The organism is Arthrobacter sp. MP_M4 (genome assembly GCF_035984855.1).
Lineage (GTDB): Bacteria > Actinomycetota > Actinomycetes > Actinomycetales > Micrococcaceae > Arthrobacter.
Genome location: NZ_JAXCHX010000033.1, coordinates 1 through 15,403, shown reverse-complemented (window position 1 = coordinate 15,403; position 15,403 = coordinate 1). Strand labels below are relative to the sequence as shown.

At 67.6% G+C, this 15,403-nt stretch carries 16 protein-coding genes and 1 tRNA gene; 11 read left to right on the top strand and 6 right to left on the bottom strand.

The genetic code is table 11. The features are described 5' to 3' along the window. Positions 1 to 70: 70 nt before the first annotated feature. Positions 71 to 628: a hypothetical protein gene (locus RCH15_RS17485; protein ID WP_326961922.1), complete on the top strand. Its 558-nt coding sequence runs from the start codon at positions 71 to 73 to the stop codon at positions 626 to 628. Positions 629 to 786: 158 nt separating this feature from the next. Here the strand turns inward: RCH15_RS17485 and RCH15_RS17480 are convergent, their stop codons facing one another. Together RCH15_RS17480 and RCH15_RS17475 are read right to left on the bottom strand one after the other, a co-directional pair. Beyond that, entirely contained in the window at positions 787 to 1,467 is a 681-nt protein-coding gene (locus RCH15_RS17480) for a response regulator transcription factor (RefSeq protein WP_326961921.1), read from the bottom strand. Then, complete coding sequence (locus RCH15_RS17475; protein WP_326961933.1) at positions 1,464 to 2,720, bottom strand: sensor histidine kinase; 1,257 nt, start codon at positions 2,718 to 2,720, stop codon at positions 1,464 to 1,466. The genes RCH15_RS17480 and RCH15_RS17475 overlap by 4 nt, the downstream gene beginning before the upstream one ends. Positions 2,721 to 2,926: 206 nt before the next feature. Here RCH15_RS17475 and phoU point away from each other — a divergent pair, with 206 nt between their 5' ends. Next, positions 2,927 to 3,589: a phosphate signaling complex protein PhoU gene (gene phoU, locus RCH15_RS17470; protein ID WP_326961920.1), complete on the top strand. Its 663-nt coding sequence runs from the start codon at positions 2,927 to 2,929 to the stop codon at positions 3,587 to 3,589. 98 nt (positions 3,590 to 3,687) lie between these two features. Here phoU and RCH15_RS17465 read toward each other — a convergent pair whose 3' ends face one another. Then, a complete protein-coding gene (locus RCH15_RS17465; RefSeq protein WP_326961919.1) occupies positions 3,688 to 4,434 on the bottom strand; it encodes a phosphoglyceromutase in 747 nt (248 codons plus the stop codon). Positions 4,435 to 4,590: 156 nt separating this feature from the next. On the opposite strand from RCH15_RS17465, the gene RCH15_RS17460 reads away from it, so the two are divergent. Then, complete coding sequence (locus tag RCH15_RS17460) at positions 4,591 to 5,460, top strand: class I SAM-dependent methyltransferase (protein WP_326961918.1); 870 nt, start codon at positions 4,591 to 4,593, stop codon at positions 5,458 to 5,460. Here the strand turns inward: RCH15_RS17460 and RCH15_RS17455 are convergent. Continuing rightward, positions 5,445 to 5,801 carry a DUF2516 family protein gene (locus RCH15_RS17455; protein ID WP_326961917.1) on the bottom strand — a complete coding sequence of 119 codons (357 nt, stop codon included), beginning with the start codon at positions 5,799 to 5,801 and terminating at the stop codon, positions 5,445 to 5,447. The genes RCH15_RS17460 and RCH15_RS17455 overlap by 16 nt on opposite strands. Before the next feature lie 9 nt (positions 5,802 to 5,810). Further along, positions 5,811 to 7,007, bottom strand: a complete 1,197-nt coding sequence (locus tag RCH15_RS17450; RefSeq protein ID WP_326961916.1) for a trans-sulfuration enzyme family protein — start codon at positions 7,005 to 7,007, stop codon at positions 5,811 to 5,813. Positions 7,008 to 7,095: 88 nt separating this feature from the next. On the opposite strand from RCH15_RS17450, the gene tmk reads away from it, so the two are divergent. The 6 genes from tmk (at position 7,096) to RCH15_RS17420 (ending at position 13,374) form a co-directional block, all read left to right on the top strand. Further along, positions 7,096 to 7,752 (top strand): dTMP kinase, encoded by a 657-nt coding sequence (gene tmk / locus RCH15_RS17445; protein WP_326961915.1) that lies wholly within the window; start codon positions 7,096 to 7,098, stop codon positions 7,750 to 7,752. Further along, entirely contained in the window at positions 7,749 to 8,891 is a 1,143-nt protein-coding gene (locus RCH15_RS17440) for a DNA polymerase III subunit delta' (protein WP_326961914.1), read from the top strand. Before tmk ends, RCH15_RS17440 begins: the two co-directional genes overlap by 4 nt. A 56-nt stretch (positions 8,892 to 8,947) precedes the next feature. Then, positions 8,948 to 10,528: an alpha/beta hydrolase gene (locus tag RCH15_RS17435; protein ID WP_326961913.1), complete on the top strand. Its 1,581-nt coding sequence runs from the start codon at positions 8,948 to 8,950 to the stop codon at positions 10,526 to 10,528. Between the two features lie 94 nt (positions 10,529 to 10,622). Beyond that, positions 10,623 to 10,695, top strand: a tRNA-Thr gene (locus RCH15_RS17430). Between the two features lie 249 nt (positions 10,696 to 10,944). Further along, the gene (locus RCH15_RS17425) at positions 10,945 to 11,952 is read left to right on the top strand and encodes a glycoside hydrolase family 16 protein (RefSeq protein ID WP_326961912.1); all 1,008 of its coding nucleotides are present in this window, start codon (positions 10,945 to 10,947) and stop codon (positions 11,950 to 11,952) included. 135 nt (positions 11,953 to 12,087) lie between these two features. Further along, the gene (locus RCH15_RS17420; protein WP_326961911.1) at positions 12,088 to 13,374 is read left to right on the top strand and encodes an MFS transporter; all 1,287 of its coding nucleotides are present in this window, start codon (positions 12,088 to 12,090) and stop codon (positions 13,372 to 13,374) included. Between the two features lie 41 nt (positions 13,375 to 13,415). Here RCH15_RS17420 and RCH15_RS17415 read toward each other — a convergent pair whose 3' ends face one another. Next, entirely contained in the window at positions 13,416 to 13,889 is a 474-nt protein-coding gene (locus tag RCH15_RS17415; RefSeq protein ID WP_326961910.1) for a hypothetical protein, read from the bottom strand. Positions 13,890 to 13,961: 72 nt separating this feature from the next. Here RCH15_RS17415 and RCH15_RS17410 point away from each other — a divergent pair, with 72 nt between their 5' ends. Then, the gene (locus RCH15_RS17410) at positions 13,962 to 14,891 is read left to right on the top strand and encodes a hypothetical protein (protein ID WP_326961909.1); all 930 of its coding nucleotides are present in this window, start codon (positions 13,962 to 13,964) and stop codon (positions 14,889 to 14,891) included. Between the two features lie 39 nt (positions 14,892 to 14,930). Then, the gene (locus RCH15_RS17405; protein ID WP_326961908.1) at positions 14,931 to 15,110 is read left to right on the top strand and encodes a hypothetical protein; all 180 of its coding nucleotides are present in this window, start codon (positions 14,931 to 14,933) and stop codon (positions 15,108 to 15,110) included. Positions 15,111 to 15,403 lie beyond the last annotated feature (293 nt).

Below are 15,403 nucleotides of genomic sequence, written 5' to 3'. Positions count from 1 at the left end.
CAATGTTTGACGTGGATTGCCGATAGGCTATGGCTGAAGAATGTTCCAAGACTCTCAAGGAGTGCGTGACGTGGGTTTCTCTGCGACGAACCGGGGCCAGCGCGGCAAGCTGGCAATGGCAACGGCTGCTCTGGGCCTTGGCCTGCTGTCCGTAACTGGCTGTGGCTACATCAACCCCCAGTCGACCAACGCGCAGTACGCTGCGTCAGATGGAACCCAGGCCAGCGTCGGTCCGCTGCAGCTGCGCAACATGATGATCATTTCCGCCGGGGAGGACAAGCCCGGCCGCGTGATCGGCGCCGTGTACAACTCCTCCTCCGAGGACGTGACGCTGACCATTCTGGGTGCCGGCGGATCGCAGACCCGGATCCCGGTCAAGCAGAACGCCTACACTCTGCTCAACGATTCCACGGACGAGGCAATCCTGAGCACCACAGGCGGCGCGCCGGGTTCCCTCGTCGAGGTCAGCATCCGTGAAGACGCCACCAACCAGAACGCCAAATTCAAGGTCCCGGTGCTGGACGCAACGATTTCTGACTACAAGCAGTACCTCCCGGCCGGCAGCGAGCCCACGGACTCAGGCACGCCGACGTCCACCCCCGCGCCGACGAGCAGCGCGAACCACTAGTCTCCGCACCGTTCTCCACGCAAAGGGAGGCGCACCCGGTCCGGGTGCGCCTCCCTTTTTCTGTGTTTGCTGCCGCCTGTGTTGCTGACGCCTGTGGTGCTGCCGGCTGGGCCGGGCCGTGAGTGCCGGCCCGGCCCACGCCTCCGTGCTTGTCCCGTTTAGGGTTCGAACTTGTAGCCCAGCCCGCGGACCGTGATCAGGTGCCGCGGCGCCGAGGGATCCGGCTCGATTTTGCTGCGGAGCCGTTTGACGTGGACGTCCAGGGTTTTGGTGTCCCCCACGTAATCCGAGCCCCAGACCCGGTCGATCAGCTGCCCGCGGGTCAGCACCCGGCCGGAGTTCCGCAGCAGCATTTCCAGCAGCTCGAACTCTTTCAGCGGCAGGGAAACCTGCTCGCTTTTGACGGTGACCACGTGGCGCTCAATGTCCATCCGGACCGGTCCGGCCTGCACGGTGCTGGCTACCAGCTCCTCGGGCTCACCCTGGCGGCGGAGCACGGCCCGGACACGGGCCACCAGCTCCCGGGATGAGTAGGGCTTGGTGACGTAGTCGTCCGCGCCCAGTTCCAAGCCCACCACCTTGTCGATTTCAGCGTCCTTCGCCGTCAGCATGATGACCGGGACGGAGGAGCGTTGCCTCAGCTGCCGGCAGACCTCCGTGCCTGACTGTCCGGGCAGTTGCAGATCCAAAAGCACCAGGTCAGCGCCGTTGCGGTCAAATTCGGTGATGGCGTCCAGTCCGTTGTCCACCACCTCCACCTCGAACCCTTCCTTGCCCAAAAGGTAGGACAGCGGGTCGCTGAACGACTCCTCGTCCTCGACAATCAGAATCCTGCTCAAGCGGTAGCTCCTTGCTCGTGGGCGCCGGCGGCGTCCCGTCGTGGGGGTTTGGGGTGCTGGGACGGACCGGCAATCGCGGGCCGGGCATCCGCCCGGTTCGCCGGTTCGCGGGGCTCCGGAACGCCGTCGGCGTCCTGTCCTTCCAGCTCGGGAAGCCGGATCGTGAACGTGGAACCCTGCCCGGGCCTGGACCAGAGCGTCACCTCGCCGCCGTGGTTGGCGACAACGTGCTTGACGATGCTCAGGCCGAGGCCCGTGCCCCCGGTGTGGCGGGACCGCGCGGCGTCCACCCGGTAAAAGCGTTCAAAGACGCGGTCCTGGTCCTCGGGACTGAGGCCTTCGCCCTGGTCCGTGACCGAGACGGCCACGAGCCCTTCCTTGGCACGGATGCCCACGCCCACCCGGGTGTTCTCCGGTGAGTAGCGGATGGCGTTATCGATCAGGTTGCGCAGCGCGGTCACCAGCTGGTCCTGGTCACCGTAGACCATCGCGTCCGAGTGTCCGCCCACGACGAGTTCGATGTTCCTGCTTTCCGCTGGCAGCTGGGAGCGGTCCACCGCCTCGGCGACGACGGTGTTGATGTCCACGGCCCGGCCCTGCTTGGCGACGTTGGAGCCCTGCAGCCGGGAGAGTTCGATGATGTCCTGCACCAAGGCTGCCAGTCGGGCCGATTCCTTGTGGGTGCGCTTGGCGAACCGGCGCACGGCTTCCGGATCGTCGGCGGAGGACTCGAGCGCTTCCGCCAGCAACGAGATGGCGCCCACCGGCGTCTTCAGCTCGTGGGAGACGTTGGCGACGAAATCGTTCCGGACTTCCTCGGTGCGGGTGACCTCAGTCCGGTCATCGGCCAGCAGCAGGATGTAATCCTCCGCGATCACGGCCGCCCGCACCTGGACCACAATGGTTCCCTGGCCCAGCGGCCCGCGCGGCAGTTCGAGGAGCCTCTCGAGGATGACCCCGTCGCGGCGCACCTTGGCCGTCATCTCCAGCAGCTGCTCGTGCACCAGGGTATGGCCGCGCACCAGGCCGTAGGCGTACGCGGCGGGGCTTGCCCGGACCACTCCGTCGATCGCGTCCACCACGGCGAACGCCCGTCCGACGGCGGCCAGCACCTCGGCGGCGCCATCGGGAAGCGCGGGTTCCTCGTACTCCACGTCCACTAGCTTTCGCTGCTGTTCGCTGACCCGGAACGCGAGCACACCGAAGACGCCAAGCGAGAGGCCGATCAGGCCGGCGATCACGCCGATTAGCATTGGGTCCACGGCTCCAGCTTATGCTGTGGCCCGCGCCGGAAACCGTAATCTCCCCCTATTGCGCCTGCGGTTCAGCTAACGTTCACCTATTGGGGAGTAACAGTTCACCCGACGCTGGAAGACTGGACAGTTGAAGCGCCGAGAGGTGAACCGAAATGGGCCTGCCGCCGCAGCGGCGGCCATATTTCCAAAGAAAGGACGCACACGTGCGCAAGGTTTTTCAGGAGGAGCTCACCCAAGTGGGTGAACAGCTCGTCGAAATTTCCACGCTGGTCAGCGAAGCCATTGAGAAGGCCACCACTGCCTTCGACGGCGCCGACATCGATCTGGCCGAGGACGTCATCGCCGCCGATGCACGCATCGACTTCCTGCAGAACAGCCTTGATGAGCGCGCCATCGACATCCTCGCCCTGCAGGGCCCCGTGGCCAGCGACTTGCGGATGATCGTGGGCTCGCTCCGGATGAGTGCCTCCCTGGAGCGGATGGGCGACCTCGCCCGCCACCTCGCCCAGCTGGCCCGCCTGCGCTACCCCGCCACTGTGGTTCCCGCCCAGCTGCGCGAGACGTTCAAGAGCTTCGCCGAGCATGACCTGTTGATCGCCCGGAAGCTCACGGCGCTGCTGGAGACCCGGGACCTTGAAGTGGCCCGGGACATCCTGAAAGCCAACTCCGCCGTGAACGACCTGCACTTGAGCGTCTTCCAGGCGATCGCGCGCAGCGACTGGCAGGAGTCGCCCGCGACCACTGTCGACGTCGCCCTCGCCAGCCGATACTTCGAGCGTTTCGCGGACCACGGCGTGTCCGTGGCGCAGAAAGTCACGTACCTGGTCACCGGCGCCTGGCAGCCGAACGGCATCGAACACAGCTGACCCTCCCTGCCGTAACAGCGGCGCAGAGTTCGACGGCGGCCGGTCACCTTGGAAGGTGGCCGGCCGCCGTCGTGTCCGGGTAGAAACTGCGTCCGAAGCTACTTCTTGCCCTGGTTCGCAACGGCCTTGATGGCCTCGGCAGCGGCCGCAGGGTCGAGGTAGGTGCCGCCGGGGGTAAGCGGCTTGAAGTTCTCGTCCAGTTCGTAGACCAGCGGGATGCCGGTGGGGATGTTCAGGCCGGCGATGGCTTCATCGCTGATGCCGTCCAGGTGCTTGACGAGGGCTCGCAGTGAGTTGCCGTGCGCCGTGACCAGGACGGTCTTGCCGGCCTTGAGGTCCTCCTTGATGTCCGATTCCCAGTAGGGCAGCAGGCGGACCAGGACATCTTTGAGGCATTCGGTACGGGGCAGGGCATCGCCGAGGTCCGCGTAGCGCGGATCGTGCGCCTGGGAGAACTCAGAGTCGTCGTCCAGGGGCGGCGGCGGGGTGTCATACGACCGGCGCCACATCATGAACTGCTCTTCGCCGTATTCCGCGAGGGTCTGGGCCTTGTCCTTGCCCTGCAGGGCGCCGTAATGGCGCTCGTTGAGCCGCCAGTCCCGCTTGACGGGGATCCAGCCACGGTCGGCCTTGTCCAGTGTCATGTTCGCGGTGTTGATGGCCCGCTTCAGCAAAGAGGTGTACAGGACGTCGGGGAGGATGTTGTTCTCCACAAGAAGCTCGCCGCCGCGGACCGCCTCGGCCCGGCCCTGGTCGTTGAGGTCAACGTCCACCCAGCCGGTGAACAGGTTCTTGGCGTTCCATTCGCTGTGGCCGTGGCGCAGCAGAATCAGCTTATAAGTCATGGTTTTCATCCTAGCCGAGCGGTCCCCGCCGGCGCCGAGCGTTACAAAGCCCGTGCCTCGGGCCACCGCTGGATCACCCCGCACCCCTCCCGGCGGCAGCATGGGCCGGGAGTGACCCGCGTGTCGAAGGATTGAGTTGGAGGATAGGGTTGGCTCGTGGTGCAGAAAGCTGAGCGGGTGGCGCCCCCGCAGACCCATGTCACGGACAAACGAGGTGCTGCCAAGGCGGCATCCCGCACCGGCAGGCCGGTGGGCAACATCACCCGCGGCACCACCAACCCCAACCGGATGCGGCGCCTGGACCGCTGGCTGGCCGGCCCGCAGGCCTGGCGGCTGCGCACGGCCGCGGATCCCCTCGTCGTCGATCTGGGTTACGGCGCGTCCCCGGCCACCGCCGTCGAACTCTTCGAGCGGTTGTCCGTGATCCGCCCGGACGTGCGCGTGGTGGGCGTGGAAATCGAACCTGAGCGGGTCCGGCTGGCCAAGGAACTGGAACGGCCGGGACTGAGCTTCCAGTTGGGCGGCTTCGAACTGCCAGTGGCCGGACGGCCCGTCCTGGTGCGGGCATTCAATGTACTGCGGCAGTACGAGGAAGCGGACGTCGAAGCCATCTGGCGGCTGGTGCAGGGCCGGCTCGCCCCGGACGGACTGTTCATTGACGGCACCTGCGACGAAATCGGCCGCCGGGTCACCTGGGTGGCACTGGACGCCGGGCGGCCCTTGAGCCTGAGTCTGTCCATGCGGTTCGGAAGTTTCGCGTTGCCCTCGGACGTGGCCGAGCGGCTGCCGAAGGCACTGATCCACCGGAACATCCCGGGCGAGAGAATCCATACGTTCCTGCAGGCAATGGACCAGGCCTGGCTGGAAGCTGCGCCACTGGCCGCTTTCGGGAACCAGCAGCGCTGGACGGCCATGTGCCGTTCACTGCGGGGCTCCGGCTGGCCGGTTCAGGACGGTCCGTCCCGGTGGCGACTGGGCGAACTAACGGTAGGCTGGGACGCCGTCGCGCCCTACCAGGGTCCGTAGGGGCCCATGTTGCGGTTCCCGCCGCGGCCGGCATCCTTCACCGCAGGCCGGACGTCGGCAAGATAGACAGACGCAGCCGTCACGGCGACGAGTCCGAACAATCCCAGCGGGCCGAGCAGGCCTCCGCCGCCGCCGCCCACCACGGAGAGCAGGCCCACAGCCATGGCACCGCCGGTGAGGGCAAGCCAGAAGGTTTTGGTGCGCTTGGATACGGCCTCAAAAGCGTTTCCCTTGTGCCGCAGGCAGTCGAAGAACGCCCACACCTCCAGGGCAAGGGCTACCAGGGCCAGGAGAAAGTAAATCCCGGTTTCAACATAGAAAATAAGCGCGCGTCCGTCCATGCTCCCAGCCTAGCCGCCCAAGCCGGCGAGGGCCTGTTCCAAATCGGCCCACAGGTCCTCGACGTTTTCGATTCCCACGCTCAGCCGGACCAGGTTCTCCGGCACGCTGGCCGGTTCGGCTGTGTGCCGGCGCCGCCGTTCGATCAGCGACTCCACGCCGCCCAAGGAAGTGGCCGGCAGCCAAAGCTTCAGGGCCCTGATCATCCGGTCCGCGGCATCGGCGCCGCTGATGCAGCCCGCGGCCCCCTCCACGGGAGCCATTTCAATGCACAGCACCGAACCGAAGCCCTTCATCTGGCTCTTGGCCCGTCCGTGGCCGGGATCCGAGGGAAGGCCCGGAAACCGGATGCCGTCGACCCGGGGGTGCGTGCCGAGCCGTTCCGCGAGGACCGCTGCCGAAGCCTGCGAGCGCTCCACCCGCAGCGCCAGGGTGCGCAGTCCGCGCAGCGCCAGCCACGCCTCGAAGGGCCCGGCGATCCCGCCGTGGATGGTGCGGTGGTGCAGCAGTGTGGCGCGGAGGCCGGCGTCGGAGGTCACGAGTGCCCCCAACACGACGTCGGAGTGGCCCGAGAGGTATTTCGTCACCGAATGCAGGACGACATCCGATCCCAGGGCCAGGGGCTGCTGCACAAGGGGGGTGGAGAAGGTGTTGTCGGTGACCACCATGGCGCCCGCGGCATGCGCGGCGGCCGTCAGGGCCCGGATGTCCGCGACACCGAGCATCGGGTTGGTGGGGCTCTCCAGCCAGAGCATGCTGGCGGGCCGCCCGTCCGCCGGTGCGAGCTGCGCCAGGACGGCGTCGGTATCGGTGATGTCCACGGTGCGCAGTTCAAGGAAGCCCTTCCCGGCGAGTTCGGTGGCCATGACCAGGGATCCGGCGTAACTGTGGGACGGCATGACCAGCACCCCGCCCGCCGGCACCAGCGACAAGGCTGAGCTGACAGCGGCCAGGCCGGAGGCATAGAGCAGGGCGGGGAGATCGGCACCTTCGAGCTGGCCGAGGGCTTCCTCAAAGGGGTCCCAGGTGGGGTTGGAGTAGCGTCCGTAGCCGCGGTCGCCGTCGCCCAGCGGCCCAGTGCCGAAATACGTCGAGGAGAGCACGATCGGAGGGTTCACCGGTTCATCGCGTTCCCGTGCCGGCCGGCCGGCCGCCACGACGACCGTTTCGGCGGACAGCGCCGCCGCCTGTTCTTCGGTAAGACTCATGGTCACAGGGTACGTCGATGCGCTGCGGAGCCGCCAAAGTACGACGCCGGGGCGAGTTGCTGCCGGCGATAGTCGGTACGCTAGAACAGTGACTACCCAGAACCCCGGACTTTTTATCGCCTTCGAAGGCGGCGACGGCGCCGGCAAGTCCACGCAGGCAGCGGAGCTGGCCGGGGCCCTCGAATCCCGCGGCTACCAGGTGCTGCGGACCCGCGAGCCGGGCGGCACCCCGATCGGGGAGAAACTGCGTTCCCTGGTCCTGGACCACGGCCACGGCCATATCGACGCGCATACCGAAGCCTTGATTTTCGCCGCCTCCCGCTCCGCCCACGCGAGCCAGGTCATCCGCCCGGCTCTGGCGCGCGGCGAGATCGTCCTCACCGACCGCTACATTGATTCCTCGGTTGCCTACCAGGGCGCGGGCCGGCGCCTTGGCACTGCATCCGTCCGCGACCTCAACGAGTGGGCCACCTCGGGCCTGCAACCGGACCTCACGGTGCTGCTCGACGTCGACCCCGGGGTGGGACGCCGCCGGCGCACCGCCGGCGACGCGGCCGAGGACCGGCTCGAATCCGAGGCCGACGAGTTCCACGCCACGATCCGGAACGCCTTCCTCGATCTCGCCGCGGCCCGGCCCGAACGCTACCTTGTTCTCCCCGCCGGCCTGCCCGTTGACCAGCTGGCTGCCCGGATCCTCGACAGGGTCGGATCCCTCCTGCCCCTCCCCCGGGGCGTGGACGCGTGAGCGTCTGGGACGACCTCCAAGGCCAACCCGCCGTCGTGGCGCAGTTGCGCCAGGCCGCGCAGGGTGAAGGCCTGACCCACGCCTGGCTTTTTACCGGCCCGCCGGGCTCCGGCCGGTCCAACGCGGCGAAGGCGTTTGCGGCCGCCCTGAACTGCGACCAGGACGACCTCAGCCGCCGCGGCTGCGGCGAATGCGCAGCCTGCCTGACGATCCTTGGTGAGACGCACTCTGATGTGGCCTTTGTGCGCACCGAGAAGGTCACCATCACCATTGACGAGGCCCGCGAACTGGTCTCCACGGCGGGAAACCGGCCCTCCTCGGCGCGCTGGCGCATCATCGTCGTGGAGGATGCGGACCGGATGGCCGAGCGCACCACCAATGTGCTGCTCAAAGCCATCGAGGAACCCACTCCCCGCACTATCTGGATGCTGTGTGCCCCCTCCCCGGCCGACGTCCTGGTCACCATCCGCTCCCGCTGCCGGTCCGTTGCCCTTCGGCTTCCACCCGCGGCCGACGTCGCTGCCCTGCTCGTCAAGCGCGACGGCGTCGACCCTGCGGTCGCCGAGCGGGCAGCCCGGGCGGCGCAAAGCCACGTGGGCATCGCCCGCCGGCTGGCCCGGGATCCCGACGCGCGGAAACGGCGGCTGGAGACGGTGCGGTTCCCTCTGGACCTGCGGGGGGTCACGGCGGCGGTGCTCATGGCGGAAAAGCTTGTCAAGATCGCCACCGAGGAAGCCAACAGCTCCAACGACGAGCGCGACGCGGCGGAAAAGGCCGCCCTGCTCGCCACCCTCGGAGCCCCGGAAAGCGGGACCCTGCCGCCGGCCATGCGCGGCCAGGTCAAACAGCTTGAGGACGACCAGAAGCGACGCGCCAAGCGTTCGGTGACGGACTCCCTGGACCGTACGCTGACTGATCTGTTGTCTTTCTACCGGGACGTGCTGATCATTCAGATGGGGAACGCCGTGGAACTGGTCAACAGTGAACTTCGGAGCGAACTCACGGAATTTGCCTCGCGCTCCTCCGCCGAAACCACGCTGGCCCGCATGGACGCCATCAACAAGGCCCGCACACGGATCACGACGTCGAACGTGGCCCCGCTTTTGACCATCGAGTCCATGGCCGCCAGCCTCATCTGAGGCCTGACCGCCCTACCCGTCCGGATCAGCATCGTCCCATTTCCAAGGAGAACAGCATGAGCCCACCGTTCCGGCCCGCCTCGAACCGACCCCGGGGGGTCAGGCTGCGGGGAGCTGCCGCTCTGGCGCTCGGCCTGGTGATGGCCCTCGTCCTGTCCTCCTGCACTTTGTTCGGCTCGGGCGGCGGGGGTGCGGGTGAAGCGCAGAAAACAGCTGACCCGTCGATCGCTGCCGCCGCGCCGGATAATTTGCGCAGCTTCTACTCCCAGACGCTCGACTGGACCCGCTGCGAAGGCGACTTTCAATGCGCCAAGGTCACGGTGCCGCTGGACTACAGCAAACCCGACGGCGGAACCATCGAAATCGCGGCCCTGAAGCTCCCGACGAAAAGCAAGGACAAGCTGGGCAGCCTGCTGGTTAACCCCGGCGGCCCGGGCGGCTCCGGCTATGACTTCGTGCGGGATGCCGGTTCCACCAATATTTCCCAGAAGGTGCGCGCCAGCTACGACATCGTCGGTTTCGATCCGCGCGGCGTCAAACGCTCCGCCCCGGTGACGTGCCTGACCGACCAGGAGCGCGATGCCTCCCGCGCCAAGACCTACGACCTCACGACTGACGCCGGGCTCGCCGAAGCCCTGGCCGACAACAAGGCCGTCGCCGCCAAGTGTGCGGAGAAGACCGGCCCGGTGCTTGGCCACGTCGATACTGTCAGTGCCGCCAAGGACCTTGACATCCTGCGCGGTGTGCTCAATGACAGCAAGCTGAACTACCTGGGCTACTCCTACGGGACCTTCCTCGGCTCCACCTACGCCTCCCTGTTCCCGGACAACGTTGGCCGGATGGTCCTCGACGGCGCAATGGATCCCTCCCTCAGCTACGAGGAGCTGACCAGCGGCCAGGCCAAGGCTTTCGAGAAAGCCATCCGGGCCTACGTGACGGACTGCCTCGCCAACACCGGATGTCCGCTGAGCGGCACCGTTGATGATGCCGTCGGCCAGATCCGGGACATCATCAGCGCCGTTGAGGCGGAACCGAGGACCGCCAAGGACGGCCGGACAGTCAACGCTTCCATGTTCGTCAGCGGCTTCATCCTGCCCTTCTACAATGACGACAACTGGCCCGCGCTGACACAGGCCCTGGGCAGCGCGATGAAAGGGGATGTGGCGCCGATGCTCCGGCTCTCGGACTTCGGAGCGGACCGGGAACCGGACGGAACCTACTCCTCGAACTCGACGTTCGCCTTCAGCGCCATCAACTGCCTCGACTACCCGATGTCCTCGGACACCGCGAGCATGCGCGCGGAGGAACAGAATTTGCGTGAGCTCTCCCCCACGCTCGGCTACTACTTCGCTTATGGCGGCGTCAACTGCAAGGACTGGCCCTACCGGAACCTCCGGACCCCGGCACCGGTGGATTACAAGGGTCCGGCCACCATCGTCGTGGTCGGCACCACCGGAGACCCGGCAACCCCGGTGGAATGGGCCAGTGCGCTGCGCAAGCAGCTCGGAACAGCCGCAACGCTGACCTGGAAGGGCGAGGGCCATACAGCTTACGGCCGGTCCAACGACTGCATCGGCAATGCCGTGGACGGTTACCTGCTGGACGGCACGGCCCCCGCGGACAACACCGTCTGCTGAGGCGCTGACTACTCACTTTGACCCGGGCCGGAAGACTCTATTACAGTTATCTCTGGCATGATGCCTCCGGGTCACCCCGACGCGTCAAGCGGTTGCTTCCTTAGCTCAGTTGGTAGAGCGTCTCACTCGTAATGAGAAGGTCGCCAGTTCGATTCTGGCAGGAAGCTCTGGTCTCTATCTATCTATCGGCTCCGGCGCAGTCGCCGGAGCCGATTCTTTTTGCCCCGTTGTGGGTGACGCCTGCCCTTAAGGCGTCCGAGAAGGCACGTCGCTGCCTGGATGGACTACCCGGCCAGCCGTCTGGTGCGCCGGTGAATACCCTCGGTGCCGCTATGAACCGGCGTCTCCTGTTTCGCGCGCGCCCTCAGCGCTGCGTGGAACAGCGCCACCAACAGAGCGTGAGCTCCAGGAGAGTAATGAAGAAAAGCACGACCTTGTTTACCGGTGCGGCCGCGGCAGCCGTACTGTCCCTCACAGCGTCCCTCGGCGCCGTGGCGGCACCCGGCGCAGCGCCGGCGGCGCCCTCAGGCACGTACACCTGCTCGCTTAGAGTCAACGACGGAGTGCCGCCCTGCACATTCCAGCCGGCACCCGCGCCGGCGGCGGTGCCTGTTCCGGCCGCCGCGGCGGCAGCCACCCCGGCAGCAGCCCCTGCCCCCGCGGCGGCGCCCGCCCCCTCCCCCGTCCCGGCAGCGGCAGCGGCCGCACCTGCACCTGCACCCGCACCCGCACCCGCACCCGCCGCGATCGTGCCGGCCGCATCCGTCTCTTCCCTGAAACCGTTGGGTGTACCCGGCGCCTGGTCGCCGACCTTCAGTGACGACTTCAACGGAACCACGCTCGACACCACCAAGTGGTCGAGTTCCTGGTTCGGCGGCGGCACGATGAACAAGGTCAAGACCAGCCCGGCCAACGTTTCGGTCGGCGGCGGCAACCTCTCGCTTAAGCTCTCGGACGCCGGCACCGGCGCCCTCGTGTCCTCAAACCCGAAGGACGCCGCCACCACCGGTTACGAATTCCGCACCGGCTACACCGAGGCGCGCATCGCCTTCCCCGGAAACGGAACCGTCCTGCACAACTGGCCGGCGTGGTGGACCACCGGACAATCCTGGCCGGCCAACGGTGAGAACGACATCGCTGAGGTGCTGAAGGGAAAGTTGACGTCCAACTACCACTCGGCGTCCGGGACCCACAATCAAGGAACCATTGCGGGCAGCTGGGGCAACGCGTACCACACCTACGGACTGTGGCGTAAGGGAAGCGTCTCCGAGGTCTATGTCGACGGCGTCAAGGTTAAGTCCTTCGCCACCGACGACGGCAATGCCGCCCAGTACCTGGTGCTGAACGTGGGCAAGGCGAGTACCAGCACTGCCTACGGACCGGCCTCCGAAATGAAGGTCGACTACGTCCGAGCCTGGCGGTAACAGGCAACGGGCCCGGCCAAGGGGCCCCATCCGGCACACGCCAGGTGGGGTCCTTTTTGCTGCGCGGGCTGGTGGGATCACCGGCTGGCGCTGCGGGCCCTTGTCTTTGCCCTGGTCCCGGTGAACCATGGGCTCATGGAACGGCGGGGTCGGACGACGGCGGACGGCCAGCCTGTACCGGGCGCGACGGGACGCGTTGTGTGGGGGCCGGTGATCGGGTTTGGGCTTGTCAGCCTAGCTGCCGATGCCGTTTCCGACGGCGCCCGGCCCTTGGCTGGGCCTCTGCTCGCCCAACTTGGCGCCTCTGCACTGCTCGTCGGACTCGTGACCGGCGCGGCGGAGGCCGCAGCGCAGGGACTCCGGTTGTTGTTTGGCCCCTGGGCGGACCGCACCCGCCGCTACTGGACATTCACGGTCGCCGGATACGGGCTCACGGCGGTCTGCGTGCCCTTGCTCGCCGTCGCACCCCTGGCCGGGGCGGCCGGATTGCTGGTGGCGTCTGTGCTGATTATCGGGGACCGCGTCGGCAAGGCTGTCCGCAGCCCGGCCAAGACGGTGCTGCTGGCCAGGGTCGCCAGCCCGGTGGGCAGGGGCCGCGGCTTCGCTGTCCACAAGTCCCTTGACCTCGCCGGCGCCCTGCTTGGGCCCGTCCTGGTGGCCGCGGTACTTGCGGTCAGCGGAAATCTGACGGCGGCCTTCGCGGTCCTGGCAGTTCCTGCAGCGGCTGCCATGATTCTGCTGACCTGGCTGCGCCGCCGCATCGCTGAACCGGGCGGACCCCCTCCAGCCGGTGCAGCGGCCTCCGGCTTCGCTACCGGCACAGGCTCTGCCGCCGCGGGCGCAGACCCTCCGGACGTTACCGGGGGTCCTCCGTCGCTGCTCACCGGGGCCTTTGCGCTGTTCGCCGTCGCTGCCTTCTTGTGGAGCGCCGGGCTGGTAGCTTTCGGCGTCATCTCTTTTCATCTCACCACCGCGGCGGCCGTACCGGTGGCAGCCGTACCGCTGCTGTACGCGGGCGCCATGGCGGCGGCAGCGCTGGGTGCCCTTGCCACCGGCGTCCTCTACGACCGGTCGGGCGCCTGGGTGCTCCTCGCACTTCCCCCGCTGATTGCGGCTGTCCCCGTGCTGGCCTTATCGCCGGCGGGTGGATTGGCGTTGGCCGGCGTGCTGGTCTGGGGTGCCGCCACCGGCATCCAGGATTCCACCGTCAAGGCGCTGATCGCCGATCTGGTGCCGGAACTGCGGCAAGGCACGGCGTACGGCGTTTTCGCGGCCTTTGAGGGCGCGGGGGCGCTGGCGGGCGGGGCTCTGTACGGGTCCCTCTATGACGCCCGTGAACTGCTGATCCTGGCTGTGGTGCTGCTGCAGTTGCTGGCGTTCGCGGTGTTGGTGGCGGCGTTGCGCAGGACCGACAAACCGTAGCGGGCCCGGGCACGCCTCTGCAGGGCCCTTTAAATCACCGGTCAACGGGCCCAGACGGACGCAGCGCCCGAATGGCCGGTGATGATGCTCTGGTAGGTGAAGACGACACCCGCAACCGCTGCGAGGACCAGCACCGCCACCCGGATGGCGGGGTGGGTCCGGAGCCGGCCCAGGAACGCGAAGCGCCGGCCGATGGGCTCATAGCTCACCACCAGCGCCACCGCGATGACAGCGAAAAACACCACCGAGACGGTCTTCAGCACGTCGCCTTGTTCCGCATGCTCCCGGATCAGGGCCGATGCCGGACGGGCCTTCTCCAACTGTTCCCCGGCCTCAGCGGTCAGCAGGGAAACCGGAACGAGGAGCAGCGAAAGCACCCCCAGCGGCCAGGCGAGGTAGCGCCGCCAGCGTGGCGCCGCGGCATAGAGGATCGCACCGAGGCCGGCGACGGGTGCCAGGACCACGACGGCGTGGACGAGCAGGATGTGGGCCGGTAGCCCCGCTATTTCGATCATGAGTGCCCTTTTTCTGCGTGCGAACCGCCCTGTGGCGGCAGCTTGGCCGCGCCGGGCTTCTATGATTCTTGCATGGGAGAGCAAACGCTGGCGGACGTTGCGGCACGGCTCTACGCCCTCCCGTTCGATGACTTCATTCCCGCAAGGACGGCTGCCGCCAAGGAGGCCGCTGCCGCGAAGGAACAGCCCTCTCTCGCCGCAGAAGTACGGTCGCTGCCCAAACCGTCCGTGGCGGCGTGGACTGTGAACATGCTCGCCGCCCGGCAGCCGGAGACCCTCCGGGACGTCGTCGAACTCGGCAGGTCGATGCGCGACGCGCAGGCTTCCCTCGACGCTGCGGAACTGCGCCGGCTGGGGCAGGAACGCCGGCAGCTCCTGGGCGAAGCGGTCCGCGCAGCTGCGGCTGTGGCGGCACAGCAAGGGCGGAAAATCAGCGGTGCGATCGCCACGGAGGTGGAAGCGACACTGCGTGCGGCGACGGCGGATGAGGGCGCCGCGGCGGCCGTACAGTCCGGCCGCCTGCTGCGGGGCCTGTCTGCCGACGGCGTTGACGTGGTGGATCTCTCCGGTGCTGTGGCCGTCGCCGGCGCGGGCGGCCCTGCGGCGGCACCGGCGCGCCGGCCGGATGCCGGCGGTAAAGCAGAACAACCCCGGCTGCGCGCAGTCCGGCAGGAACCGCGCAAAGTCTCGTCCTCCGCCTTGGAGCGGGCACGTGCAACTCTCGCAGACGCCGAGAGCGCCGCCCGGGCAGCGGCGGAGGAAGCCCGGCAGCAGCAGGAGGAGCTGGCCGAGTCCACCGCCCTGGCCACGGAACTCTCCGAAACCGTGCGGGATCTGCGCGAACAGCTGGCCCGTTGCGAGCAGGAACTCAGAACGGCCCGGAAGAGGCGGGAACTGGCTGGCGCGCGGGCGCAGCAGGCCGCGCGGGCCGCCGACAAAACCGGCCGTGCCGAGGACCTGGCGCGGGAGCGCGTGCTGCGGCTTGGCAACACGCCGGGGTGATGACCTCAGAGTGTCAGAGCCCGGCGGCACACTTGAAGTATGGAAACCACCCAGTACTTCGAAGTCACGTATCTGGACACCGACTGCGGCCGCATCCGCACTGAGACGTTCGATGACCTAGCCACGGCTGAGCGCTTCGCCAGCCGCCAAACGGCGGAGGAGCACGGCTGGGCCATTGTGGACTCGGTACCGGCGAAGGAAGCCCGCAAGGCTGCCTAGCCCGGTCTCTTTCGACCGTTACACCTCGCAACAGCCGACTTTGGACCGGTCGGCCTCGTGACGGTCATTGGGCAGCAGACTGGGCCCCCACCCATGCCGGGTGAAGGCCCAGTCGCGGTCTATGCCCGCTCCGCTATTCGTCGGACCGGGCAGGCCCGGCGGTCCAACCGGGGTGGCCTAGGCGAAGTCCCGGGGTGGCCTAGGGCGTGTCTCCTAAATGAGGGGGTCGCTGGCTGGAATGCTTGTTGGGTGTCGCGAACATCTGTTTTGAGTGATGGCCAGTGGTCCCGGAT

Coding starts and splice junctions, on each gene's coding strand:
- RCH15_RS17450 (WP_326961916.1), bottom strand. CDS start 7,007: ATGAGTCTTACCGAAGAACAGGCGGCGGCGCTGTCCGCCGAAACGGTC.
- RCH15_RS17415 (WP_326961910.1), bottom strand. CDS start 13,889: ATGATCGAAATAGCGGGGCTACCGGCCCACATCCTGCTCGTCCACGCC.
- RCH15_RS17455 (WP_326961917.1), bottom strand. CDS start 5,801: ATGGACGGACGCGCGCTTATTTTCTATGTTGAAACCGGGATTTACTTT.
- RCH15_RS17435 (WP_326961913.1), top strand. CDS start 8,948: ATGAGCCCACCGTTCCGGCCCGCCTCGAACCGACCCCGGGGGGTCAGG.
- RCH15_RS17410 (WP_326961909.1), top strand. CDS start 13,962: ATGGGAGAGCAAACGCTGGCGGACGTTGCGGCACGGCTCTACGCCCTC.
- RCH15_RS17405 (WP_326961908.1), top strand. CDS start 14,931: ATGGAAACCACCCAGTACTTCGAAGTCACGTATCTGGACACCGACTGC.
- RCH15_RS17475 (WP_326961933.1), bottom strand. CDS start 2,720: ATGCTAATCGGCGTGATCGCCGGCCTGATCGGCCTCTCGCTTGGCGTC.
- RCH15_RS17465 (WP_326961919.1), bottom strand. CDS start 4,434: ATGACTTATAAGCTGATTCTGCTGCGCCACGGCCACAGCGAATGGAAC.
- RCH15_RS17420 (WP_326961911.1), top strand. CDS start 12,088: ATGGAACGGCGGGGTCGGACGACGGCGGACGGCCAGCCTGTACCGGGC.
- RCH15_RS17425 (WP_326961912.1), top strand. CDS start 10,945: ATGAAGAAAAGCACGACCTTGTTTACCGGTGCGGCCGCGGCAGCCGTA.